The organism is Rathayibacter sp. AY1A2, assembly GCF_002930935.1.
Classification (GTDB): domain Bacteria; phylum Actinomycetota; class Actinomycetes; order Actinomycetales; family Microbacteriaceae; genus Rathayibacter.
The window spans coordinates 349,075-366,461 of sequence record NZ_PSTP01000001.1 but is presented as its reverse complement, the minus strand read 5'-3'; the positions used below and the strand labels follow the sequence as shown (position 1 = coordinate 366,461).

The window sequence follows — 17,387 nt, the reverse complement described above, 5'->3', positions numbered from 1 at the left end:
CCGCCCCGTGAGGAGGTGGGTGCAGCGGAACGCCGCGGCACGGACGGTCTCCCGTCTCCTGCCGCGGCGTCCGAGCGAGCCGGGTCAGAGCGGGATGTTGCCGTGCTTCTTCGCGGGCAGGTTGGCGCGCTTGGTGCGCAGCGCACGCAGCGCCTTGATGACGGAGACACGCGTCGCCGAGGGCTCGATCACGCCGTCGAGCTCGCCGCGCTCGGCCGCGAGGAACGGGCTCGCGACGTTGTAGGTGTACTCGTTCGCCAGGCGCGTCCGGACGGCTGCGACGTCCTCGCCGGCCTCCTCCGCCTTGCGGATCTCGTTGCGGTAGAGGATGTTCACCGCGCCCTGGCCGCCCATGACGGCGATCTCGGCGGTCGGCCACGCGAGGTTGATGTCGGCTCCCAGCTGCTTGGACCCCATCACGATGTACGCGCCGCCGTAGGCCTTGCGCAGGATGACCGTGACCAGCGGCACGGTCGCCTCGGCGTAGGCGTAGAGCAGCTTCGCGCCGCGGCGGATGACGCCGGTCCACTCCTGGTCGGTGCCGGGCAGGTAGCCCGGGACGTCGACCAGGGTCAGGATCGGCAGCGAGAACGCGTCGCAGAAGCGGACGAAGCGGGACGCCTTCTCGCCCGCCTCGATGTTCAGCGTGCCCGCCATGGCGCTCGGCTGGTTCGCGATGATGCCGACGGAGCGGCCCTCGACGCGGCCGAAGCCGATCACGATGTTCGGCGCGAACAGCGGCTGCACCTCGAGGAAGTCGCCCTCGTCGACGATGTGCTCGATGACGGCGCGCATGTCGTACGGCTGGTTCGGGCTGTCCGGGATGACCGTGTCGAGGAAGCGGTCCGCGTCGGTCGTCTCGAGATCGACCTCGGTCTCGAAGACGGGGACCGGCGACAGGTTGTTGTCCGGGAGGAAGGAGAGGAGCGTCCGCGCGTAGTCGAGCGCGTCGTTCTCGTCGCTCGCGAGGTAGTGCGAGACGCCCGAGATCTTGTTGTGGGTCAGCGCGCCGCCGAGCTCCTCCATGCCGACGTCCTCGCCGGTGACGGTCTTGATCACGTCGGGCCCGGTGACGAACATCTGGCTGGTCTTGTCGACCATGATCACGAAGTCGGTCAGGGCGGGGGAGTAGACCGCGCCTCCCGCGGCCGGGCCGCAGATGATCGAGATCTGGGGGATCACGCCGCTCGCCGCGGTGTTGCGGCGGAAGATCTCGCCGTACTTGCCGAGGGCGACCACGCCCTCCTGGATCCGTGCTCCGCCGGAGTCGAGGATGCCGATGATCGGGACGCCGGTCTTCAGGGCGAGGTCCATCACCTTGATGATCTTCTCGCCGGCCACCTCGCCGAGCGAGCCGCCGAAGATCGTGAAGTCCTGCGAGTACACGGCGACCTGGCGGCCGTGGATGGTGCCGGTCCCGGTGACGACGGCGTCGCCGTAGGGGCGCTTCTTCTCCATGCCGAAGGCGTGGGTGCGGTGGCGCACGAACTCGTCCAGCTCGACGAATGAGCCCGGGTCGAGGAGGGTGTCGATCCGCTCCCGTGCGGTCATCTTGCCCTTGGCGTGCTGCTTCTCGATCGCCGCCTCGCCACTGGCCGTGACGGCCTCGTGGTAGCGGTTCCTGAGGTCCGCGATCTTCCCCGCGGTCGTGTACAGATCGGGCGCGGGACGTTCGGTGTTCGCGGTCACCCGCTCACCCTACCGGCGGGGCGGACGCCTCCTCTTGTCGCACTCGCACAGGGAGGGCCGCTCCGAACGGGAGGATCCGGACAAGGGCGGGACGTCGCGCGCGGCGCTCGGAGCGGCCTCGCGGGAGCCGCCGCTACCGTGGCGGCATGCTCCTCCCGCTCTCCTCCGCCGTCTCCCCCCGCGTCCTCGCGCTCGAGTCGGCGGGGTCGACGAACGACGAGCTCCGCGAGCGGGCGGCCGCCGACCCCGCCGCATGGCCGCACCTCTCCGTCGTCGCCACCGGCGACCAGCGCGCCGGGCGCGGCCGGCTGGGGCGCGTCTGGCAGGCGCCCGCGGGCCGCACGCTCGCGGCCTCGACTCTGGTCGACGCCTCCGCCCTCGGCGCCGAGGCCTCCGGCTGGCTGCCGCTCGTGGCCGGCGCCGCTCTCGCCCGGGCCCTCGCACCCCTCGTCGACGGGGACGTCGCCGTCAAGTGGCCCAACGACGTCCTGATCGACGGCCGGAAGGTCGCGGGGATCCTCGCCGAGCGCCTGCCGGACGGGCGGGTCGTCGTCGGCACCGGCGTGAACCTGCTGCTGACGGAGGCGGAGCTGCCGGTCCCGACCGCCACCTCGCTCGCCCTCGCCGGAGCGCGGACGACGAGCGCCGACGAGGTGCTCGCCGCGTTCCTGACCGGGTTCCAGGGCCTGCTGGCTCCGCTGCTCGCCCAGGGTGACCCCGAGGCCTCCGGAGCGGCCGCCGCCGTCCGCGCCTCCTGCGGCACCCTCGGAACGCGCGTCCGGCTCGAGCTGCCCGACGGCACGCAGGAGGAGGGGACCGCCGCCGCACTCGCCCCGGACGGCTCGCTCCTGCTCGAGCAGGGCGGCGCGCTGCGCTCGTTCCCGGCCGGCGACGTCACGCACCTGCGCTCCTGATGGCCAGGACCGACCCCGCCGACCGCGAGCTGGCGCGGCTGACCCCGCGCGCCCGCCGGGCGGTCGCACCGGTCGTCGGCCTCCTCCTGCTCACCTGGACGGGCTTCTACTTCGCCGCGCAGTTCGAGCTCGCCCTGCAGCGCTGGATCATCGGGCTCGGCACCGCACTTCTGGTGCTTCTCCTCTGCGCTCCCGGGATCGCGGGCTGGGCGAGCGTGCGCTACCGCGTCACCGCCTCCGGCCTCAGCGCGCGCCGGGGCGTGGCGTCGATCCGGCGGGCCGAGGTGGTCTTCGATCGGAGGATGGAGGTCGCGGTCGAGCGCTCCCTCGGCCAGCGCCTCGCCCGGTGCGGGGACGTCCGGATCCTGCAGGCGGGAGCCGAGGTGTTCGTGCTGCGGGACCTGCCGGATCCGGAGCTCACGGCCGACCTGCTGCGGGAGGCGATCGGCGCGGCTCCCGTTCTCGAGCCGGAGTGGCCGCCGCCCGCGTGAGCGCGTCGGGGCCTCGGTAGCATGGAGCCGCCCCGCGCCAGCGGGCGGAGACGGAGGAGCGCCATGCGCGTCGGCGTGATCGGGGGCGGCCAGCTCGCCCGGATGATGATCCCCGCGGCGGTGGAGCTCGGCATCGAGATCGCCGTGCTCGCCGAGAGCGAGGGCGCCCCGGCGGGGCTCGCCGCGACACGGGTCGGCGACTACCGCGACGAGGCGACCGTGCTCGCCTTCGCCGAGACCGTGGACGTGGTGACGTTCGACCACGAGCACGTTCCCCAGCCGATCCTCCGCGAGCTCGTCGCCCGCGGCGTCGCCGTGCACCCCGGCCCCGACGCCCTGCTGTTCGCCCAGGACAAGCTGATGATGCGACGCCGCCTGACCGAGCTCGGCGTGCCCGTGCCCGAGTGGGCCGAGGTCTCCTCCGCCGAGGAGCTGGGGGCGTTCCTGGCCGAGCACGGCGGCAGCGCCGTGGTGAAGACCGCGCGCGGCGGCTACGACGGCAAGGGCGTTCGCGTGGTGCGCGGCGCCCACGAGGCGGACGACTGGTTCACCGCCCTCGCCGAGGACGGCCGGGGCGGCTCGCTCCTGGTCGAGGAGCTGGTGGGCTTCCGCCGCGAGCTCGCGCAGCTCGTCGCCCGGCGTCCCTCCGGCGAGAGCATCCTCTGGCCGGTGGTGGAGTCCGTGCAGCGCGACGGCGTCTGCGCCGAGGTGATCGCTCCGGCCCCCGCGTCCGCCGGCCGGCTCGCAGCCGCCGCGGCCGAGATCGCGCAGACGATCGCCGACAGCCTGGGGGTCACCGGCGTCCTGGCCGTCGAGCTGTTCGAGACGACGGACGACCGGATCCTGGTCAACGAGCTGGCCATGCGCCCGCACAACAGCGGCCACTGGACGATGGACGGATCGACCACGTCGCAGTTCGAGCAGCACCTGCGCGCGGTCCTCGACCTGCCGCTCGGCGCGACGGGCTGCCGCGACCCGTGGACCGTGATGGTCAACGTGCTCGGCGGCCCGGTGGGGGAGTCGCTGACCGACCGCTACCCGCGGGTGCTCGCCGATCACCCGGGTGTGAAGGTGCACAACTACGGCAAGGAGCCGCGACCGGGCCGCAAGGTCGGGCACGTGAACGCCGGCGGCGACGACCTCGACCTCGTGGTCTACGAGGCTCGCGCGGCGGCGGCCGTTCTCACGGACTGACCCGTACGATGGTCGCCGTGACGAGCCTGCCGACCTCCCCGACCCCTGCCGGAGCCCTCTCGTGAGCGCGGACGCGCTCGTGAACGGGCCCGCGCCGCTCGTCGGCGTCGTGATGGGGTCGGACTCGGACTGGTCCGTCATGCAGGCGGCGTCCACCGTCCTCGCCGAGTTCGGCGTGGCGCACGAGGTCCGGGTCGTCTCCGCGCACCGCACCCCGGAGGCGATGATCGCGTACGGCCGCGAGGCCCGCGGCCGCGGCCTGAAGGTCGTCATCGCCGGGGCGGGCGGAGCCGCCCACCTCCCCGGCATGCTCGCCGCCGTGACCTCGCTCCCCGTCGTCGGAGTGCCGGTCCCGCTCGCCCGACTCGACGGGCTCGACTCCCTCCTCTCGATCGTGCAGATGCCCGCGGGCGTCCCCGTCGCCACCGTCTCCATCGGCGGAGCGCGGAACGCCGGACTGCTCGCGGTGAAGATCCTCGCGACCGCGGACGACGCCCTCTCCGCAGCGCTCGACGCCTTCGCCGCCGACCTCGAGGTGCAGGTCGCCGCGAAGAACGACGCCCTGGTGGCGGGTCTGTGACGGCCGTCGCCCTGCCGCTGCGGCACCCGGACGTCGCCTCCCGCGCCTTCATGACGCGGCGGGCGTGGTGGCTGCTGATCGTCAACCTCCTGGTGCCCGGGTCCGCTCAGGTCCTGGCGGGCAACCGCCGGCTCGGGCGCCTGGGGCTCGGCTTCACCCTCGGGCTCTGGGTCGCCCTCCTGGTCGCGGTGCTCCTCTACTTCGTCTTCCCGACCGGCCTCTACACGCTCGCGACCTTCGACCTCTCGATGCTCGCGCTCCAGGCCGCGCTCGTCGTCTACGGGGTGGTCTGGGCCGTGCTGACGCTCGACACCCTCCGCCTGATCCGCGTCGTCCGGGTGCGCCCGCGGATGCGCGGCGTGCTCGCTTTCGCGACGATCGCGCTGATGGCGGTCTCGGTCGGCACCACCGCCTACGGCACCTACCTGCTCGGCGTGACACGGGGGACGCTGTCGTCGATCTTCGGCGGCGGAGCGATAGAGCAGCCGATCGACGGCCGCTACAACGTGATGCTCCTCGGCGGCGACGCGGGGGAGGACCGCGACGGTCTGCGCCCCGACAGCATCTCGGTGGTCAGCATCGACGCGTCGAGCGGCAAGGCCTCGATCATCGGCGTCTCGCGCGAGTTCGTCGACTTCCCGTTCCCCGAGACCAGCCCGATGCACGAGCTCTATCCCGACGGCTACGACACCGACAACTGCGCCGTCGACGTCTGCAAGCTCAACTCGGTCTACACCGAGGTCGAGCTGAAGCATCCGGAGCTCTACCCCGACGCCGTCGACCACGGCAGCGAGCCCGGCATCGAGGCGATGCGCGACGCGGTCGAGGGCATCCTCGATCTGAGGATCCAGTACTACGCGCTGATCGACATGGAGGGCTTCGCCCAGCTGATCGACGCGCTCGGCGGCATCGACATCGACTACGTGGCCGACGAGCCGCTGCCCCTGGGCGGGCTGCCCGACTCCGACGGCGTGATGCAGGGCGTGAACCAGTGGATCGATCCCGGGCACTGGCACTTCAACGGCGAGCAGGCGCTCGCCTACGCCCGCTCGCGCTACACCACGAGCGACTACGACCGGATGGCGCGCCAGCGGCAGGTGCAGGAGGCGCTGCTCGCCCAGTTCGAGCCGGGCAACGTCCTCGCCAAGTTCCAGGACGTCGCGTCCGCCGGGTCCCAGGTCATCAAGACGGACGTCCCGCAGGGGATGCTCGGCTACTTCGTGCAGCTGGGGCTCAAGACGAAGTCGCAGCCAGTGGATCCGATCGAGCTGGTCCCGCCGGCCGTCGACCCGGAGGACCCGGACTACGACGTCGTGCACTCGCTGGTGAGTGCCGGACTGTCGGGCGACTCCTCGCCGTAGACGGCCGGGTGCCGCACGCCTCAGAGGTCGGCGTGCAGCGCCCAGACGCGCTCCGCGGAGTCGCGCCAGCTGAAGGCGCGGGAGCGGTCGCGGCCGGCCACCGACATCCGCTCGCGCAGACCGGTGTCGGCGAGCACGCTGCTCATCGCGAGGGCGAGGCGGTCCGGATAGTCCTTCGCGTCGCCGCGCTCGACGGCGACGCCGGCGTCCGCGGCGACCTCCATCAGCGCGGGGTCGTCGGAGTGCACCACCGGCACTCCGAAGTGCATCGCCTCGAGCACGGGCAGGCCGAAGCCCTCGGCGATGCTCGGGTAGACGAAGAGGGTGGCCCGGGAGAGGACGACGGCGAGGTCGGCGTCGCTGAGGACTCCCAGGGCGCGCACGCGCGTCTCGTCGAGGCCCTGCTCGTCGGCGACGGAGGCCACGTCCAGGTCGCCCCAGCCGGTCGGGCCGACCAGGAGCAGCGGGATCGCCGGCTCGGACGCTCCTCCGAAGGCCGCGATCAGCGAGACCAGGCCCTTGCGCGGCTCCAGCGTGCCGACGCTCAGCACGTACTCCGGGGGGAGGCCCAGCGCCGTGGCGCGCTCGTCGGCGTCCTCCGGGACGACCAGGCCGGAGCCGACGGCTCCGCCGATCACGCGCAGTCGATCGCCGAAGTCCATCAGCTGGGAGAGCTGGTGGGCGACGGCGTGGGTGGGGACGACGACGGCGTCCGCGTGCTTGCGGGCGCGCTTGGCCATCGCCCGGTGCCACTTCGCGCCGTGGGGGGTGAGAGTCTCGGGATGCGTCCACGGCACCGTGTCGTGGATCGTGACGGCGATCTGCTCGCCCTCGCTTCCGTCGTGGCTGCGCAGCGGTGCGAAGAGGCTCGGGGCGTGCATCATGCCGCCGCCGGCCGGGATGGCGATCCCGTACTGCCAGGCGCGCGAGAGCTCGCGGCGCCCGAGCGGCAGCCGGTGGATGCGCGCGAGGCCGGGCAGGCGCAGGCGCAGCTCCTCCTCCTTCTCGGGCGGGTGGGCGGAGACGACGGCCTCCACCTCGCAGTCGCGGGGAGCCGTCGCGATCAGCTCGCGGGTGAGCTCCTCGGTGTAGCGGCCGATGCCGCCGGGCACGCGGGCGAGCATCTGGTCGACGACGACGCGGAGAGTGGTGGTCACGGGGTCACCGCCTCGAGGGGTGCGGCGGCGAGCGCGTCCTGCCAGGAGCGCAGCGGCGGCAGGCCCGCCCGGCTCCAGCCGTCGTGGCCGAGGACCGAGTAGGCCGGACGCGGAGCGGGGCGGACGAACAAGCCGCTGTCGGTCGGGCGCAGGCGCTCGGGATCCAGGCCCGCCTTGGCGAAGACGGCACGGGCGAAGCCGAGCCAGGTCGTCTCGCCGGAGCTGGTGCCGTGGTAGACGCCGGCCGGGGCCTCCGCGTCGACCAGCTCGATCAGGCGCGCGGCGAGGTCGGCGGTCCAGGTGGGCTGGCCGTGCTGGTCGTCGACCACGGTCAGCGTCTCGTGCGCGCCCGCCAGTCGCACCATCGTCTTAGCGAAGTTGCCGCCGTGCTCGCCGTAGAGCCAGGCCGTGCGGACGACGTACCCGCGCTCCGGGTTGGCCTCGAGCACCAGGCGCTCGCCCTCGGCCTTCGTGCGGCCGTAGGCCGAGATCGGGTTCCGGGGGTGGTCCTCGGAGTAGGGGGTCGTCGCGGAGCCGTCGAAGACGTAGTCGGTGGAGACCTGCACGAGTGCGGCTCCCGTCTCGGCGGTGGCGAGGGCGAGGTTGCGCGCTCCGACGGCGTTGACGCGGTGCGCCTCCTCCTCGTCGGTCTCGGCGTCGTCGACGCGGGTGTACGCGGCGCAGTTCACCACGGCGTCGTGTCCCGCGACGGCGGCGCGCACGGCGTCGAGGTCGGTCACGTCGAGGTCGGAGCGGCCGAGGGCGGTGCTGGGGCGGGAGCCGAGCGCCGTGCGCAGGTCGGTGCCGAGCATGCCGGAGGCGCCCGTGATGAGGAAGGTCACCTCCTCATCATGCCCGAGCGGTCCGTCGGCCGACGGTCGGCGCTCCGGCACGCCGCCGGGTGGCGCAGAGAGGCGTCGCGGGCCCGTGACACGCCGTCGTTACACTGGCGACCGTGCAGATCCGAGAGCTCGACATCCCCGACGTCTACGAAGTGACTCCGCGCCAGTTCCCCGACGATCGCGGGGTCTTCTACGAGTTCTACCGCTTCGACCGCCTGGCCGAGAAGGTCGGGCACCCGCTCTCGCTCCGGCAGGGCAACACCTCCGTCTCGCGGCGCGGCACCGTCCGCGGCATCCACTTCGCGCAGATCCCGCCGTCGCAGGCCAAGTACGTCTCGTGCTTCTCCGGCGCGGTCCTCGACTACGTGATCGACGTGCGCGTCGGGTCGCCGACCTTCGGGCGCTGGGAGTCGATCCTGCTCGACGATGTCGACCGCCGCTCCGTCTACATCGCCGAGGGCGTCGCGCACGCCTTCGTGGCGCTGACCGAGGGCGCCGTGGTCTCGTACCTCGTGAACGCCACCTTCGACCCGGTGCGGGAGAAGGGGATCGACCCGCTCGACGAGCAGATCGGCCTGCGCTTCCCGGAGGAGGCCGGCGAGCTGCTCCTCTCGCCGAAGGACACCGACGCACCGACGCTGGCCGAGGCCGAGGCGCAGGGCCTGCTGCCGACCTGGGACGAGGCGCGGGCCTTCTACACGGAGCTCGACTCCGCTTCCTGACCGCCGATCCGGCGGACGGGCCGCCCAGGCGGCACGCCCGACCGGACCGGATCAGCTCTTCGAGCGCAGGCGCATCAGCGCGACCCGGGCGCCCAGCCCGGCGCGCACCGCCGCACGGATCGGCGCCTGGTACCAGGCCCCGTACTTCTGCGCGAGGTAGAGGTAGGCGCTGCGGTGGTGGACCGCGAGCATCCGCGCCGAGGCCAGGCGGGTGGAGTGCCCGCCGAGGTGGGAGACGACCGCGTCGGCGAGGTAGACGTTGGTCCACCCGCGCTGTCCGAGCGAGTCGCCCAGCTGGACGTCCTCGAAGTACATGAAGTAGCGGTCGTCGAACCCGCCGATCTCCTCGAAGGCCGTGCGGCGCACCATCACGCAGGCGCCGGAGAGCCAGCCCGCCTCCATCCGGCCGTGGCGGAGGGTCTCGACCGCGCGCGAGCGCCGGTAGGTCGCCGACCACGGGTTGCCGGGCCAGACGTGGGCGAAGACGGCGTGCCCGACGCCCGTGCCGAGCGAGGGCAGAGCGCGGGCGGAGGGGTAGATCGTGCCGTCGGAGTCGAGGATCCGGGGCCCGATCGAGCCGATCCGGTCGTCCGCCGTCGCGGCGGCGTAGAGGGCGTCGATCGAGCCGGGGAGGAAGACCGTGTCCGGGTTGGTCACCAGGATCCACTCGACCTCGGGCCCGAGGCGGTCGACCGCGTAGTTGACGGCCCGGCCGTAGCCGAGGTTCTGCCCGGTCTCGTGGAATTCGACCTGCGGCAGGCGCTCGACGACGCTGCGGACGGAGTCGTCCGTGGTCAGGTTGTCGACCACCACGATGCGCACGTCGTGCTCCGTCGCCTCCGGCACTGACTCGAGGCACGCGCGGAGGACCTCACCCGAGAAGTGGGTGACGACGACGACCGCGATGGGCAACGTCGAGCGGGCGATGGGAGCCTCCGGGTGGTGCGGCGTCGACGGGAGGAGTGCCCCGTCGGAAGAACTCGACGAGGCTAGCACGCGGCTCGAGCGGTGCCAGGGAGCCTGCGGCCCTCAGCGGACGATGTCGACGGGCTCGGTGCTGACGGCCACGGCGGCGGGGGAGACCGTCTCGATCGCGGGCAGCGCATCGTGCGCCGGACGGCGGAAGACGACGAACTTGTACATGCAGAAGTTCCACACCAGTCCCACGAGGACGGCGACGGCCTTGGCGATGTTGATCGCGAGGAAGGCGTTCTCGCCGGAGCTGGGGAGGAAGAGCAGCGAGTTGCCGAAGCGGGTGTCGAAGAAGACCTCGAAGCCGTAGATGATCGCCGACTGCAGGACCAGCGAGCTGAACCCGGTGACGAGGAAGAACTTCGCGAACGTGGCGACCGAGACCCTGCCCGGGTGGCGGAAGACGAAGAAGTGGTTCAGCGCGTACGAGATCGTGATGCCGACCAGGACGGAGAAGACGTTGGCGACGAGGGTCGGCAGACCGAGCAGGAGCACGAGCGTGTTGAGGATGAGGAAGTCGATCGCCGTGTTGGTGCAGCCCGCGATGAGGAAGCGGACCTTCTGCGATTCGAGGAGTCTCTTCATCTGCGGCGCTCTTTCCCGTCCCCCTCTGGCGTCGATGCCCGACCGTCGGGCTCCGACGGGCGTCCATCGGGGCAGGCGAACAAGGGGTGAACCGCCGTGCACTGTCGTCCATCGTAACCGCGGACCCCTGCCGGGCGGTCGAACGGCCGGTGCCATGTTCCTGAGAGAGTGCGCGGACTGGGCGGCGGGCCGCGGGGCGCGCTCGGAGGCTCGCGAGCACCGCCTCGTTATACTCGCAGGGCTCTCACCGGTCAGCCGGTGCACCGGAAGAACGGATCCTCCCCGCCTCATGCGCTCCCTCGCCGTCGTCGTCCCCACCTACAACGAAGTCGCGAACATCGCGACGGCGCTGCCGCGGGTCGCGCTCGCGGCGTCCCGCAACCCCGACTTCCACGTGACCGTCGCCGTCATCGACGACAGCTCCCCCGACGGCACCGCGGACCGCGCGCGCGAGCTCGCGGCCGAGCTCGGGTCCGACACCTTCGAGGTCCTCGTGCTCTCGCGCGAGAAGAAGGAGGGGCTCGGCGCGGCGTACATCTGGGCCTTCCAGCACCTCCTCGCGGCCGAGCGCCGCTACGACTACCTGCTGCAGATGGACGCCGACCTCTCGCACGACCCGGACTACATCGACGCCTTCCTCCGCGAGGTGCGCGCGGGCGCCGACTTCGTGGTCGCCTCCCGCTACATCGCCGGCGGGGGCACTCCCGACTGGACGCTCGACCGCAAGCTGCTGAGCGGTGGCGGCAACCTCTACACGCGCCTCTTCCTCGGCTCGAAGATCACCGACTGGACCGGCGGCTTCAACCTCTTCAGCGCGGACCTCCTGCGCACCCTCCACCTCGAGACGATCCGCGCAGCCGGCTACGGCTTCCAGATCGTGCTCAAGTACCGGGCGCTGCGCCGGGCCCGCGGAGTGAAGGAGATCCCGATCGTCTTCCTCGACCGCACGGTCGGCAACTCCAAGATCCCGAGCGACACCCTCCTGAAGAACCTCCTGCTCGTCCTGGCCATCCGGTTCGGCGGGAAGCACCGGTGACGGCGGGTCCGACGGGATCCCCTCGGACCCGGAGGGCCCTCCTCGAGCTCGCCGCCCTCGCCGTCGTCGTCAGCGGGACCCTGCTCGTGCTCGGATTCATGGTCGGCACGCCGTGGCGGCCGCTGCTCTTCCGCGACGGCGACTCGCTGGCGCTGCCGCTGATCCTGCAGTCCTTCGCCGAGGGCCGCCCCGCGGCGTGGGTGATGACGAGCCAGCTCTTCCTCTTCCCCGAGCTCCCCGTCTTCGGCGTCGCGTGGCTGCTGACCGGTGGCGATCCCGCGGCGGCGCTCGCGGTCAACGCCGTGCTCAACGTCGTCCTCCTCTACGGCGTGCTCCGGATGCTCGCGCGACGGCTCGTCGCGGACCGGCACCGCCGGCTGCGGCCCGCCGCCGCGCTCGCCGGCATCGCCGTGCTGCTGGTGCTCTGCTTGACGGAGGGCCGCGCGCTCAACAACGAGGGCGCCCTGGCGACCACCTTCCTCCTCACGACCTACTACTACGGCGCGGTGCTCACAGGCCTCGCCGGGCTCGCCGTCGCCCTGGGCGCGCTGCGCGAGCGCCGTCCGGCCGCGCGTCCGCTGCTCCTGGTCGGAGCGGCCGTCGCCGCGACGACCCTCTCCGATCCGCTCCTCCTCGTGCAGTTCGTCGGCCCCCTGCTGGTGGTCCTCGTCGTGCTGCTGGTGCTCGCTCTCGCTGCTCCCCGAGCGGTGCTGATCGTCGCGGGAACGGTCCTCGGGGCCGCCGCGCTCGGAGCCGCGCTGCGGATCCCGCTCGGCTTCCTGATCGGGACCGACGCCGGCGGGTACCTCCGGCTGCCGCTCGCCGGGACGGCCCTGGACGACCTGATCGTGCAGTTCCTGGTGCTGAAGGCGCCGCTGATCGGCAAGCTCGAGGTGGCGCTGCTGGGTCTGCTGCTGCTGGCGGCCCTCGCCGTCGTCGTGGCCGGTGTCGCCCGCCTGGCGCGGGGAGCCGCCCTCGATGAGGCGGCCCGTGCGCGCTTCGCGGTGTGCGCGTTCCTGCCGGCGCAGACGACGGTGCTCCTGGTGGTGCAGGTCTTCACCGGCAGCTCGGTCAGCCGCTACCTGATGCCGATCCCGGTGACCGCGACCGTGGTCGTGATCGCCCTGATCGGCGCCGCGGCGGCGCACCGGCGTGCTGCGGGCGCGCGGCTGGCGCCGGTCGTCCGCGTCGTCGCTCCGCTGGCCGCCGCAGGCCTCGTCGTCGCCGCCGTGCCGGCCACGACGGCGGTCGCCTCCGCGGCGGCCGAGGCGCGATCGGACCCGGACGCCGACTGCCTGGAGCGCTGGATCGACGGCCGCGAGCTCGCGGGCGTCGGCTCGTTCTGGTCCACGCGGCCGCTGGACCTCTACGGGCCGGCCTCGCTGCACGTCCAGCAGGTCAACTTCGACTTCACGGTGCAGCTGTGGATGAACAACCTGAGCGACTACCGCGACCGGCAGTACAGCTTCGTCCTGGCCGACCGCTCGCCCGACTGGGCGGGGCTCGCGCGCGGGACGCTCGGCGCTCCCTCCGATATCGTCGCCTGCGGGGGGTTCGACATCTACGACTACGCGGGCACCGACGGCGAGACCGAGCTGAACCGGATCGTCCAGACCAGCGTGGAGGAGCAGCGCCGTGAGCGCGGCTACTGACGTGCGCGGCCCGCGGACGGCGAGTCGGCGGCGCCGGACGCTCGTCGAGCTCGGATGGGCCCTCGTCGCCGCCCTCGTCTCGGTCGTCGCCGCCGTGCTCGCGCTCGGGATCGGGCCGCAGGACCTGACGGCCCGCTGGACCGTGGGCGGCGACGACCAGATCCTGCACTACACGCTCTTCACCAGCGCCACGCAGGCGTTCCCGTTCGACGGCAACGCGGCGCTCGGCTTCCCCGACGGGTTCAACGCCTTCTTCAGCGCGCAGTTCGACGTCGCCTCCGCCCTCGCCGTCTCGGTCCTGGCCCTCGTGGTGCGCGACGGGACGACGCTCCTGAACGTCTTCTACCTGGGCACGTTCGCGACGGTCGCCGTCACCGGCTACGTGTTCTTCCGCGCCCTCCGCACGCGGCCCTGGGTCGCGGCGTTCTCCGCGGTCCTGCTGTCGCTGCTGCCGTACCACTTCCTCCGGATCGGATTCGGCCACGCGTTCCTCGCCAACTACTGGGCGATCCCGCTCCTGGGCGTGATGGTGCTGATGGTCGCCGGACCGCGCACCGATCCTCTCCGAGCCTGGGCCGAGCGGGGCGCGACGCGGAGGAGCCGCGTACTGCGCTCCGTCGTCCCGGGAGTCGTGCTCGGGCTCCTGGTGGCGAGCACGGGCGGCTACTACTACGTCTTCGCGGTCCTGGTCCTCGGAGCGACCTGGGCGGTGAGCACGGCCGCCGGGCTCCTCTCCCGCGAGCGGCTGCGCGTGCTCGCGGTCTCGTCGGTGCCGATCCTCGCGCTCGGCGTGTTCGTCGGGCTCTCGCTGCTGCTGCTCTCGCTCGACTTCGGGGAGCGCTACAGCCCGTACTTCACGTCGCGGACCGTGGGGGAGTCGGAGGCCTACGCCGGCAAGCTCGTGCTGCTGGGCCTGCCCTGGTCGGGGACCGGGCTGCCGCAGGGGTACGGCCTGCTGAACACCTACGCGGGCCAGTCCGGCGTGGCGCCGACGACGGAGCCGCCCGGATTCTCGATCCTCGCCAGCGTCGCGCTCCTGATCACGCTCGTGGCGCTTCCGATCACCGCGCTCGGCGGCGGACGGGCGCTCCGTGCGACCGCGGTCGGCCGGTTCTTCTCGGACGCCCGCGTGCGCGTCCTCGCCGTGGCGACGCTGGCCGCGCTCCTCTTCTACACGGTGACGGGCCTGGGCGTCGTGGTCTCGCTGGTGGCGGGGCCGACGATCCGCGCGTGGGCGCGGATGTCGATCGTCATCGCGGTCCTCGTCCTCGGCGTGCTCGCGCTTCTGCTCGATCGGGTCACGGCCCGTGGCGGTGTCCGGATCCTCGTGGTGGCGCTCCTCGCCGCCGTCGCCGTGGTCGATCAGCTGGCCGGAGTATCGGCCGCGGTGCCGATCGCTCCCACCGACGACTCCGAGATGCGCTCGTTCGTGTCGGAGGCCGACGCGCAGCTGGACGACGGCTGCGGAGTGGTGGAGCTCCCCCTGAAGAGCTTCCCCGACAGCGGGCGGATCGGAGCGCTCTCCGACTACGACGAGGCACTGCCCTACATCGCGACCGAGGAGGGACGCCTCCGCTGGAGCTACGGGGCTGTGGAGGGCACCTACGGCTGGGACGTCTGGGGCGACGTCGACGACCCCGCGGAGTTCGCCGACGCGGTGGCGGGCAGCGGCGCCTGCGCCGTCTACGTGGACACCGCCGGCTACACCGACGACCCCGACGGCTGGCGGGCCTACGTCGAGGCGGCGACGGGGGACGTCGAGCCCGAGGTCGCCTCCGCCTCCGGGCGCTGGCTGCTGTTCACGACCCGGCGCTGATCAGCGGTCGTCGAAGGCCAGCTCGAGCAGGCGCCGGGCGGTGCGGTCCCACCCCGGGATGGGCCCCGGTGCGAGTCGCCGGGGACGGCGCAGCGCCTCTCCGATCGCGGCCGACCACCCGGCGCGGTCCGCCGGGTCGATGAAGACGGCGGCGGACTCCCGCCCGGCGAGCGCGTCGCGGAGGCCGGAGATGTCTGCCGCGAGCACCGGAGTGCCGCAGGCGACGGCCTCGAGGGCGGGCAGGCCGAAGCCCTCGTGCCAGGAGGGCATGGCGACGGCGTCGGCGCCCGTGAGCAGGGCCGGCAGATCCTCGTCGGCGACGTAGGAGGAGGCGAAGCGCACGTCGGCTCCTGCGGCGACCGCGCGAGCGACGGCGGAGTGGACGTCCTCGTTGTCCCAGCCGTCCCCGCCGACCAGGAGCAGGGTGTGGTTCTCCGGCCGCTCGGCCTGCCGGTACGCGTCCACCAGGGTGACGAGGTTCTTGCGGCGCTCGATCGATCCGACGAAGAGCAGGTAGGACCCGAGCCCGTGCTCCGCGCGGACCCGCGCCACCTCCTCCTCGCCGCGGGCGTGGAAGAGGTCGGCGTCGATCGTGGTCGGCAGCACGCGGACGCGCTCGCGAGCGACGCGCAGAGCGCTCTCGACCTCGGCTGCGGAGGACGGGGTGCCGGTCAGGACCAGATCGCTGCGCCGGATCCACCGGGGCACCGACCGCGACAGCAGCTCTCGGCGCTCGCGAGGAACGAGCTCGGGCATCACAGCGAAGCAGACGTCGTGCACGAAGGTGAGCGAGCGGGAGCGGGCGAGCGGCCAGCTCCGGAAGTTCGGGAAGAAGTAGGCGCCACGGCCGAGCAGGAGGTCGATCCCGGGCGCGGGCAGTCGTGTCAGTGCGCTCCACACCGGCCGGGGCAGCGGCACCGGTCGGACGCGCAGCGTACGGAAGCCGAAGCGCTCGAGCGAGCCGGCCTCGCTCGCCGGCACGACGAGGAGCACCTCGACGTCTGCGGCGGTCGCGTCGGTGTCCAGGGCGTGCAGCAGGCCGAGCAGGACGCGGCCGACCCCGGTCAGGCGCGGCGCCGCGAGGGCGGTCGCGTCGACCAGGAGGCGGCGGCGCCGCGCGGTCACGGCCTGCTGAGGCGGACGGTGGAGTCGATGTCGACGACGCCGTCGTGCACGGAGGCCCGCTCGACCGTGAAGGTCGCGGCGACCGGGATCCGCATGGTCTCGCCCTGCGAGAAGGTGGCCGAGGAGGCGTGCACGGCGTAGTTGCCGGCGCCGAGGTGCAGGTCGGGGAGGGTGAAGGTGACCGTCATCTCACCGTCGACCGCGCTCAGCGGCGTGCCGATGCGCTCGGTGTTCGTCCCGAAGACGCGCTGGCCGAGGGGCGTGTCGATGCCCATGCCGATGTTCCAGTCGTCGACCGGGCGGCTGGTGCGCACCGTGACGTCGAATTCGAGGGTCTCGCCGCTGCGGACGACCGTGCCGCCGTGCTCGATCGATCCGCCGCGCAGTCGGCAGCCCAGGATCTCGATGAGCTGGGGGGCGGGCTCGTCCGCGGCCTCGGCGGCCTCGGCCTCGCGCTCCTGGCGGGCGGCCCGACGGTCCTCGAAGCTCTCGCGGAGGACCTGGAGCCCCTCCGAGGTCTCGCCGTCGAAGACGACGGTGCCCTTCTCGAGGACGATGGTGCGGTCGCAGAGCTCGCCGACCTGCTCGAGCGAGTGGGTGACCAGCACGATGGTCTTCCCCGCGCGCTGGAAGGCGCGGATGCGGTCCATGCACTTGCGCTGGAACGGCTCGTCGCCGACGGCGAGCACCTCGTCGACCAGCAGCAGGTCGGGATCGGTGTGGATCGCGATAGCGAAGGCGAGCCGCACGTACATGCCCGACGAGTAGAACTTGACCTGGGTGTCGATGAACTCGGCGATCTCGGAGAAGTCGACGATCGAGTCGAACTTGCTGTCCAGCTCGCTGCGCGAGAGTCCGAGGATCGCGCCGTTGAGGTAGACGTTCTCGCGCCCGGTGAGGTCGGGGTGGAAGCCCGCTCCGAGCTCGAGGAGCGCGGCGAGGCGTCCGCGGCGCTCCACGGTGCCGGTCGTCGGCTGCACGATGCCGCCGATGAGCTTGAGGAGCGTGCTCTTGCCCGATCCGTTCGCGCCGATGAGGCCGACGGTCGAGCCCAGGGGGATCTCGAGGTCGACGTCGCGGAGTGCCCAGAACTCGTCGCGGTGCTTGCGCCCGCGGCCGAAGTTGACGATCCGCTCCTTGAACGACTTGTCCTTGCGGATGACGAAGCGCTTGGAGGCGTTGCGCACCCGGACGACGGTCGGGGTGCCGGAGGAGGCGGGCACGGACTCCTGCTTGCTGGTGAGGGTCACG

16 protein-coding genes are annotated in these 17,387 nt (G+C 72.5%); 9 read left to right on the top strand and 7 right to left on the bottom strand.

Features of this window, described 5'->3' with window-relative positions:
- Positions 1-84 precede the first annotated feature (84 nt).
- Complete coding sequence (locus C5B93_RS01650; RefSeq protein ID WP_104223164.1) at positions 85-1,689, bottom strand: acyl-CoA carboxylase subunit beta; 1,605 nt, start codon at positions 1,687-1,689, stop codon at positions 85-87.
- Between the two features lie 146 nt (positions 1,690-1,835).
- Between C5B93_RS01650 and C5B93_RS01645 the strand changes: the two genes are divergently transcribed.
- From C5B93_RS01645 to C5B93_RS01625, 5 genes are all read left to right on the top strand, one after another.
- Positions 1,836-2,603 (top strand): biotin--[acetyl-CoA-carboxylase] ligase, encoded by a 768-nt coding sequence (locus tag C5B93_RS01645; protein WP_104232825.1) that lies wholly within the window; start codon positions 1,836-1,838, stop codon positions 2,601-2,603.
- Positions 2,603-3,094, top strand: a complete 492-nt coding sequence (locus C5B93_RS01640; RefSeq protein ID WP_104291608.1) for a PH domain-containing protein — start codon at positions 2,603-2,605, stop codon at positions 3,092-3,094. The genes C5B93_RS01645 and C5B93_RS01640 overlap by 1 nt, the downstream gene beginning before the upstream one ends.
- A gap of 63 nt (positions 3,095-3,157) precedes the next feature.
- Positions 3,158-4,288 (top strand): 5-(carboxyamino)imidazole ribonucleotide synthase, encoded by a 1,131-nt coding sequence (locus C5B93_RS01635; protein ID WP_104291607.1) that lies wholly within the window; start codon positions 3,158-3,160, stop codon positions 4,286-4,288.
- Between the two features lie 112 nt (positions 4,289-4,400).
- The gene (purE, locus tag C5B93_RS01630) at positions 4,401-4,868 is read left to right on the top strand and encodes a 5-(carboxyamino)imidazole ribonucleotide mutase (RefSeq protein ID WP_104225651.1); all 468 of its coding nucleotides are present in this window, start codon (positions 4,401-4,403) and stop codon (positions 4,866-4,868) included.
- A complete protein-coding gene (locus C5B93_RS01625; protein ID WP_258059719.1) occupies positions 4,865-6,229 on the top strand; it encodes an LCP family protein in 1,365 nt (454 codons plus the stop codon). Before purE ends, C5B93_RS01625 begins: the two co-directional genes overlap by 4 nt.
- Positions 6,230-6,249: 20 nt before the next feature.
- Here the strand turns inward: C5B93_RS01625 and C5B93_RS01620 are convergent, their stop codons facing one another.
- Both C5B93_RS01620 and rfbD read right to left on the bottom strand, forming a co-directional pair.
- Positions 6,250-7,386: a glycosyltransferase family 1 protein gene (locus C5B93_RS01620; RefSeq protein ID WP_258059720.1), complete on the bottom strand. Its 1,137-nt coding sequence runs from the start codon at positions 7,384-7,386 to the stop codon at positions 6,250-6,252.
- A complete protein-coding gene (gene rfbD / locus C5B93_RS01615; RefSeq protein ID WP_104291606.1) occupies positions 7,383-8,228 on the bottom strand; it encodes a dTDP-4-dehydrorhamnose reductase in 846 nt (281 codons plus the stop codon). The genes C5B93_RS01620 and rfbD overlap by 4 nt, the downstream gene beginning before the upstream one ends.
- Before the next feature lie 113 nt (positions 8,229-8,341).
- On the opposite strand from rfbD, the gene C5B93_RS01610 reads away from it, so the two are divergent.
- Entirely contained in the window at positions 8,342-8,950 is a 609-nt protein-coding gene (locus C5B93_RS01610; RefSeq protein ID WP_104232821.1) for a dTDP-4-dehydrorhamnose 3,5-epimerase family protein, read from the top strand.
- Positions 8,951-9,001: 51 nt separating this feature from the next.
- On the opposite strand, the gene C5B93_RS01605 is transcribed toward C5B93_RS01610, so the two are convergent.
- Both C5B93_RS01605 and C5B93_RS01600 read right to left on the bottom strand, forming a co-directional pair.
- The gene (locus tag C5B93_RS01605) at positions 9,002-9,862 is read right to left on the bottom strand and encodes a glycosyltransferase family 2 protein (RefSeq protein ID WP_244229466.1); all 861 of its coding nucleotides are present in this window, start codon (positions 9,860-9,862) and stop codon (positions 9,002-9,004) included.
- A gap of 117 nt (positions 9,863-9,979) precedes the next feature.
- Positions 9,980-10,507 carry a GtrA family protein gene (locus C5B93_RS01600; RefSeq protein ID WP_104223158.1) on the bottom strand — a complete coding sequence of 176 codons (528 nt, stop codon included), beginning with the start codon at positions 10,505-10,507 and terminating at the stop codon, positions 9,980-9,982.
- A gap of 289 nt (positions 10,508-10,796) precedes the next feature.
- On the opposite strand from C5B93_RS01600, the gene C5B93_RS01595 reads away from it, so the two are divergent.
- Genes C5B93_RS01595 through C5B93_RS01585 form a run of 3 tightly spaced genes read left to right on the top strand, consistent with a single transcriptional unit; the run spans position 10,797 to position 15,011 of the window.
- Positions 10,797-11,543: a polyprenol monophosphomannose synthase gene (locus C5B93_RS01595; protein ID WP_104223157.1), complete on the top strand. Its 747-nt coding sequence runs from the start codon at positions 10,797-10,799 to the stop codon at positions 11,541-11,543.
- On the top strand, positions 11,540-13,195 hold the full coding sequence (locus tag C5B93_RS01590; RefSeq protein WP_104291605.1) for a hypothetical protein: 1,656 nt from the start codon (positions 11,540-11,542) through the stop codon (positions 13,193-13,195). The genes C5B93_RS01595 and C5B93_RS01590 overlap by 4 nt, the downstream gene beginning before the upstream one ends.
- Positions 13,179-15,011 carry a hypothetical protein gene (locus tag C5B93_RS01585; protein ID WP_146078413.1) on the top strand — a complete coding sequence of 611 codons (1,833 nt, stop codon included), beginning with the start codon at positions 13,179-13,181 and terminating at the stop codon, positions 15,009-15,011. Before C5B93_RS01590 ends, C5B93_RS01585 begins: the two co-directional genes overlap by 17 nt.
- Here the strand turns inward: C5B93_RS01585 and C5B93_RS01580 are convergent, their stop codons facing one another.
- Together C5B93_RS01580 and C5B93_RS01575 are read right to left on the bottom strand one after the other, a co-directional pair.
- Entirely contained in the window at positions 15,012-16,136 is a 1,125-nt protein-coding gene (locus C5B93_RS01580) for a glycosyltransferase family 1 protein (RefSeq protein ID WP_104291603.1), read from the bottom strand.
- Positions 16,133-17,386: an ABC transporter ATP-binding protein gene (locus C5B93_RS01575; RefSeq protein WP_244229465.1), complete on the bottom strand. Its 1,254-nt coding sequence runs from the start codon at positions 17,384-17,386 to the stop codon at positions 16,133-16,135. Before C5B93_RS01575 ends, C5B93_RS01580 begins: the two co-directional genes overlap by 4 nt.
- Between the last annotated feature and the right edge of the window lies 1 nt (position 17,387).

Bases quoted from the DNA above. Each gene is read 5' to 3' on its own strand.
- C5B93_RS01645 (WP_104232825.1), top strand. From the start codon at position 1,836: ATGCTCCTCCCGCTCTCCTCCGCCGTCTCCCCCCGCGTCCTCGCGCTC.
- C5B93_RS01640 (WP_104291608.1), top strand. From the start codon at position 2,603: ATGGCCAGGACCGACCCCGCCGACCGCGAGCTGGCGCGGCTGACCCCG.
- C5B93_RS01635 (WP_104291607.1), top strand. From the start codon at position 3,158: ATGCGCGTCGGCGTGATCGGGGGCGGCCAGCTCGCCCGGATGATGATC.
- purE (WP_104225651.1), top strand. From the start codon at position 4,401: ATGGGGTCGGACTCGGACTGGTCCGTCATGCAGGCGGCGTCCACCGTC.
- C5B93_RS01600 (WP_104223158.1), bottom strand. From the start codon at position 10,507: ATGAAGAGACTCCTCGAATCGCAGAAGGTCCGCTTCCTCATCGCGGGC.
- C5B93_RS01595 (WP_104223157.1), top strand. From the start codon at position 10,797: ATGCGCTCCCTCGCCGTCGTCGTCCCCACCTACAACGAAGTCGCGAAC.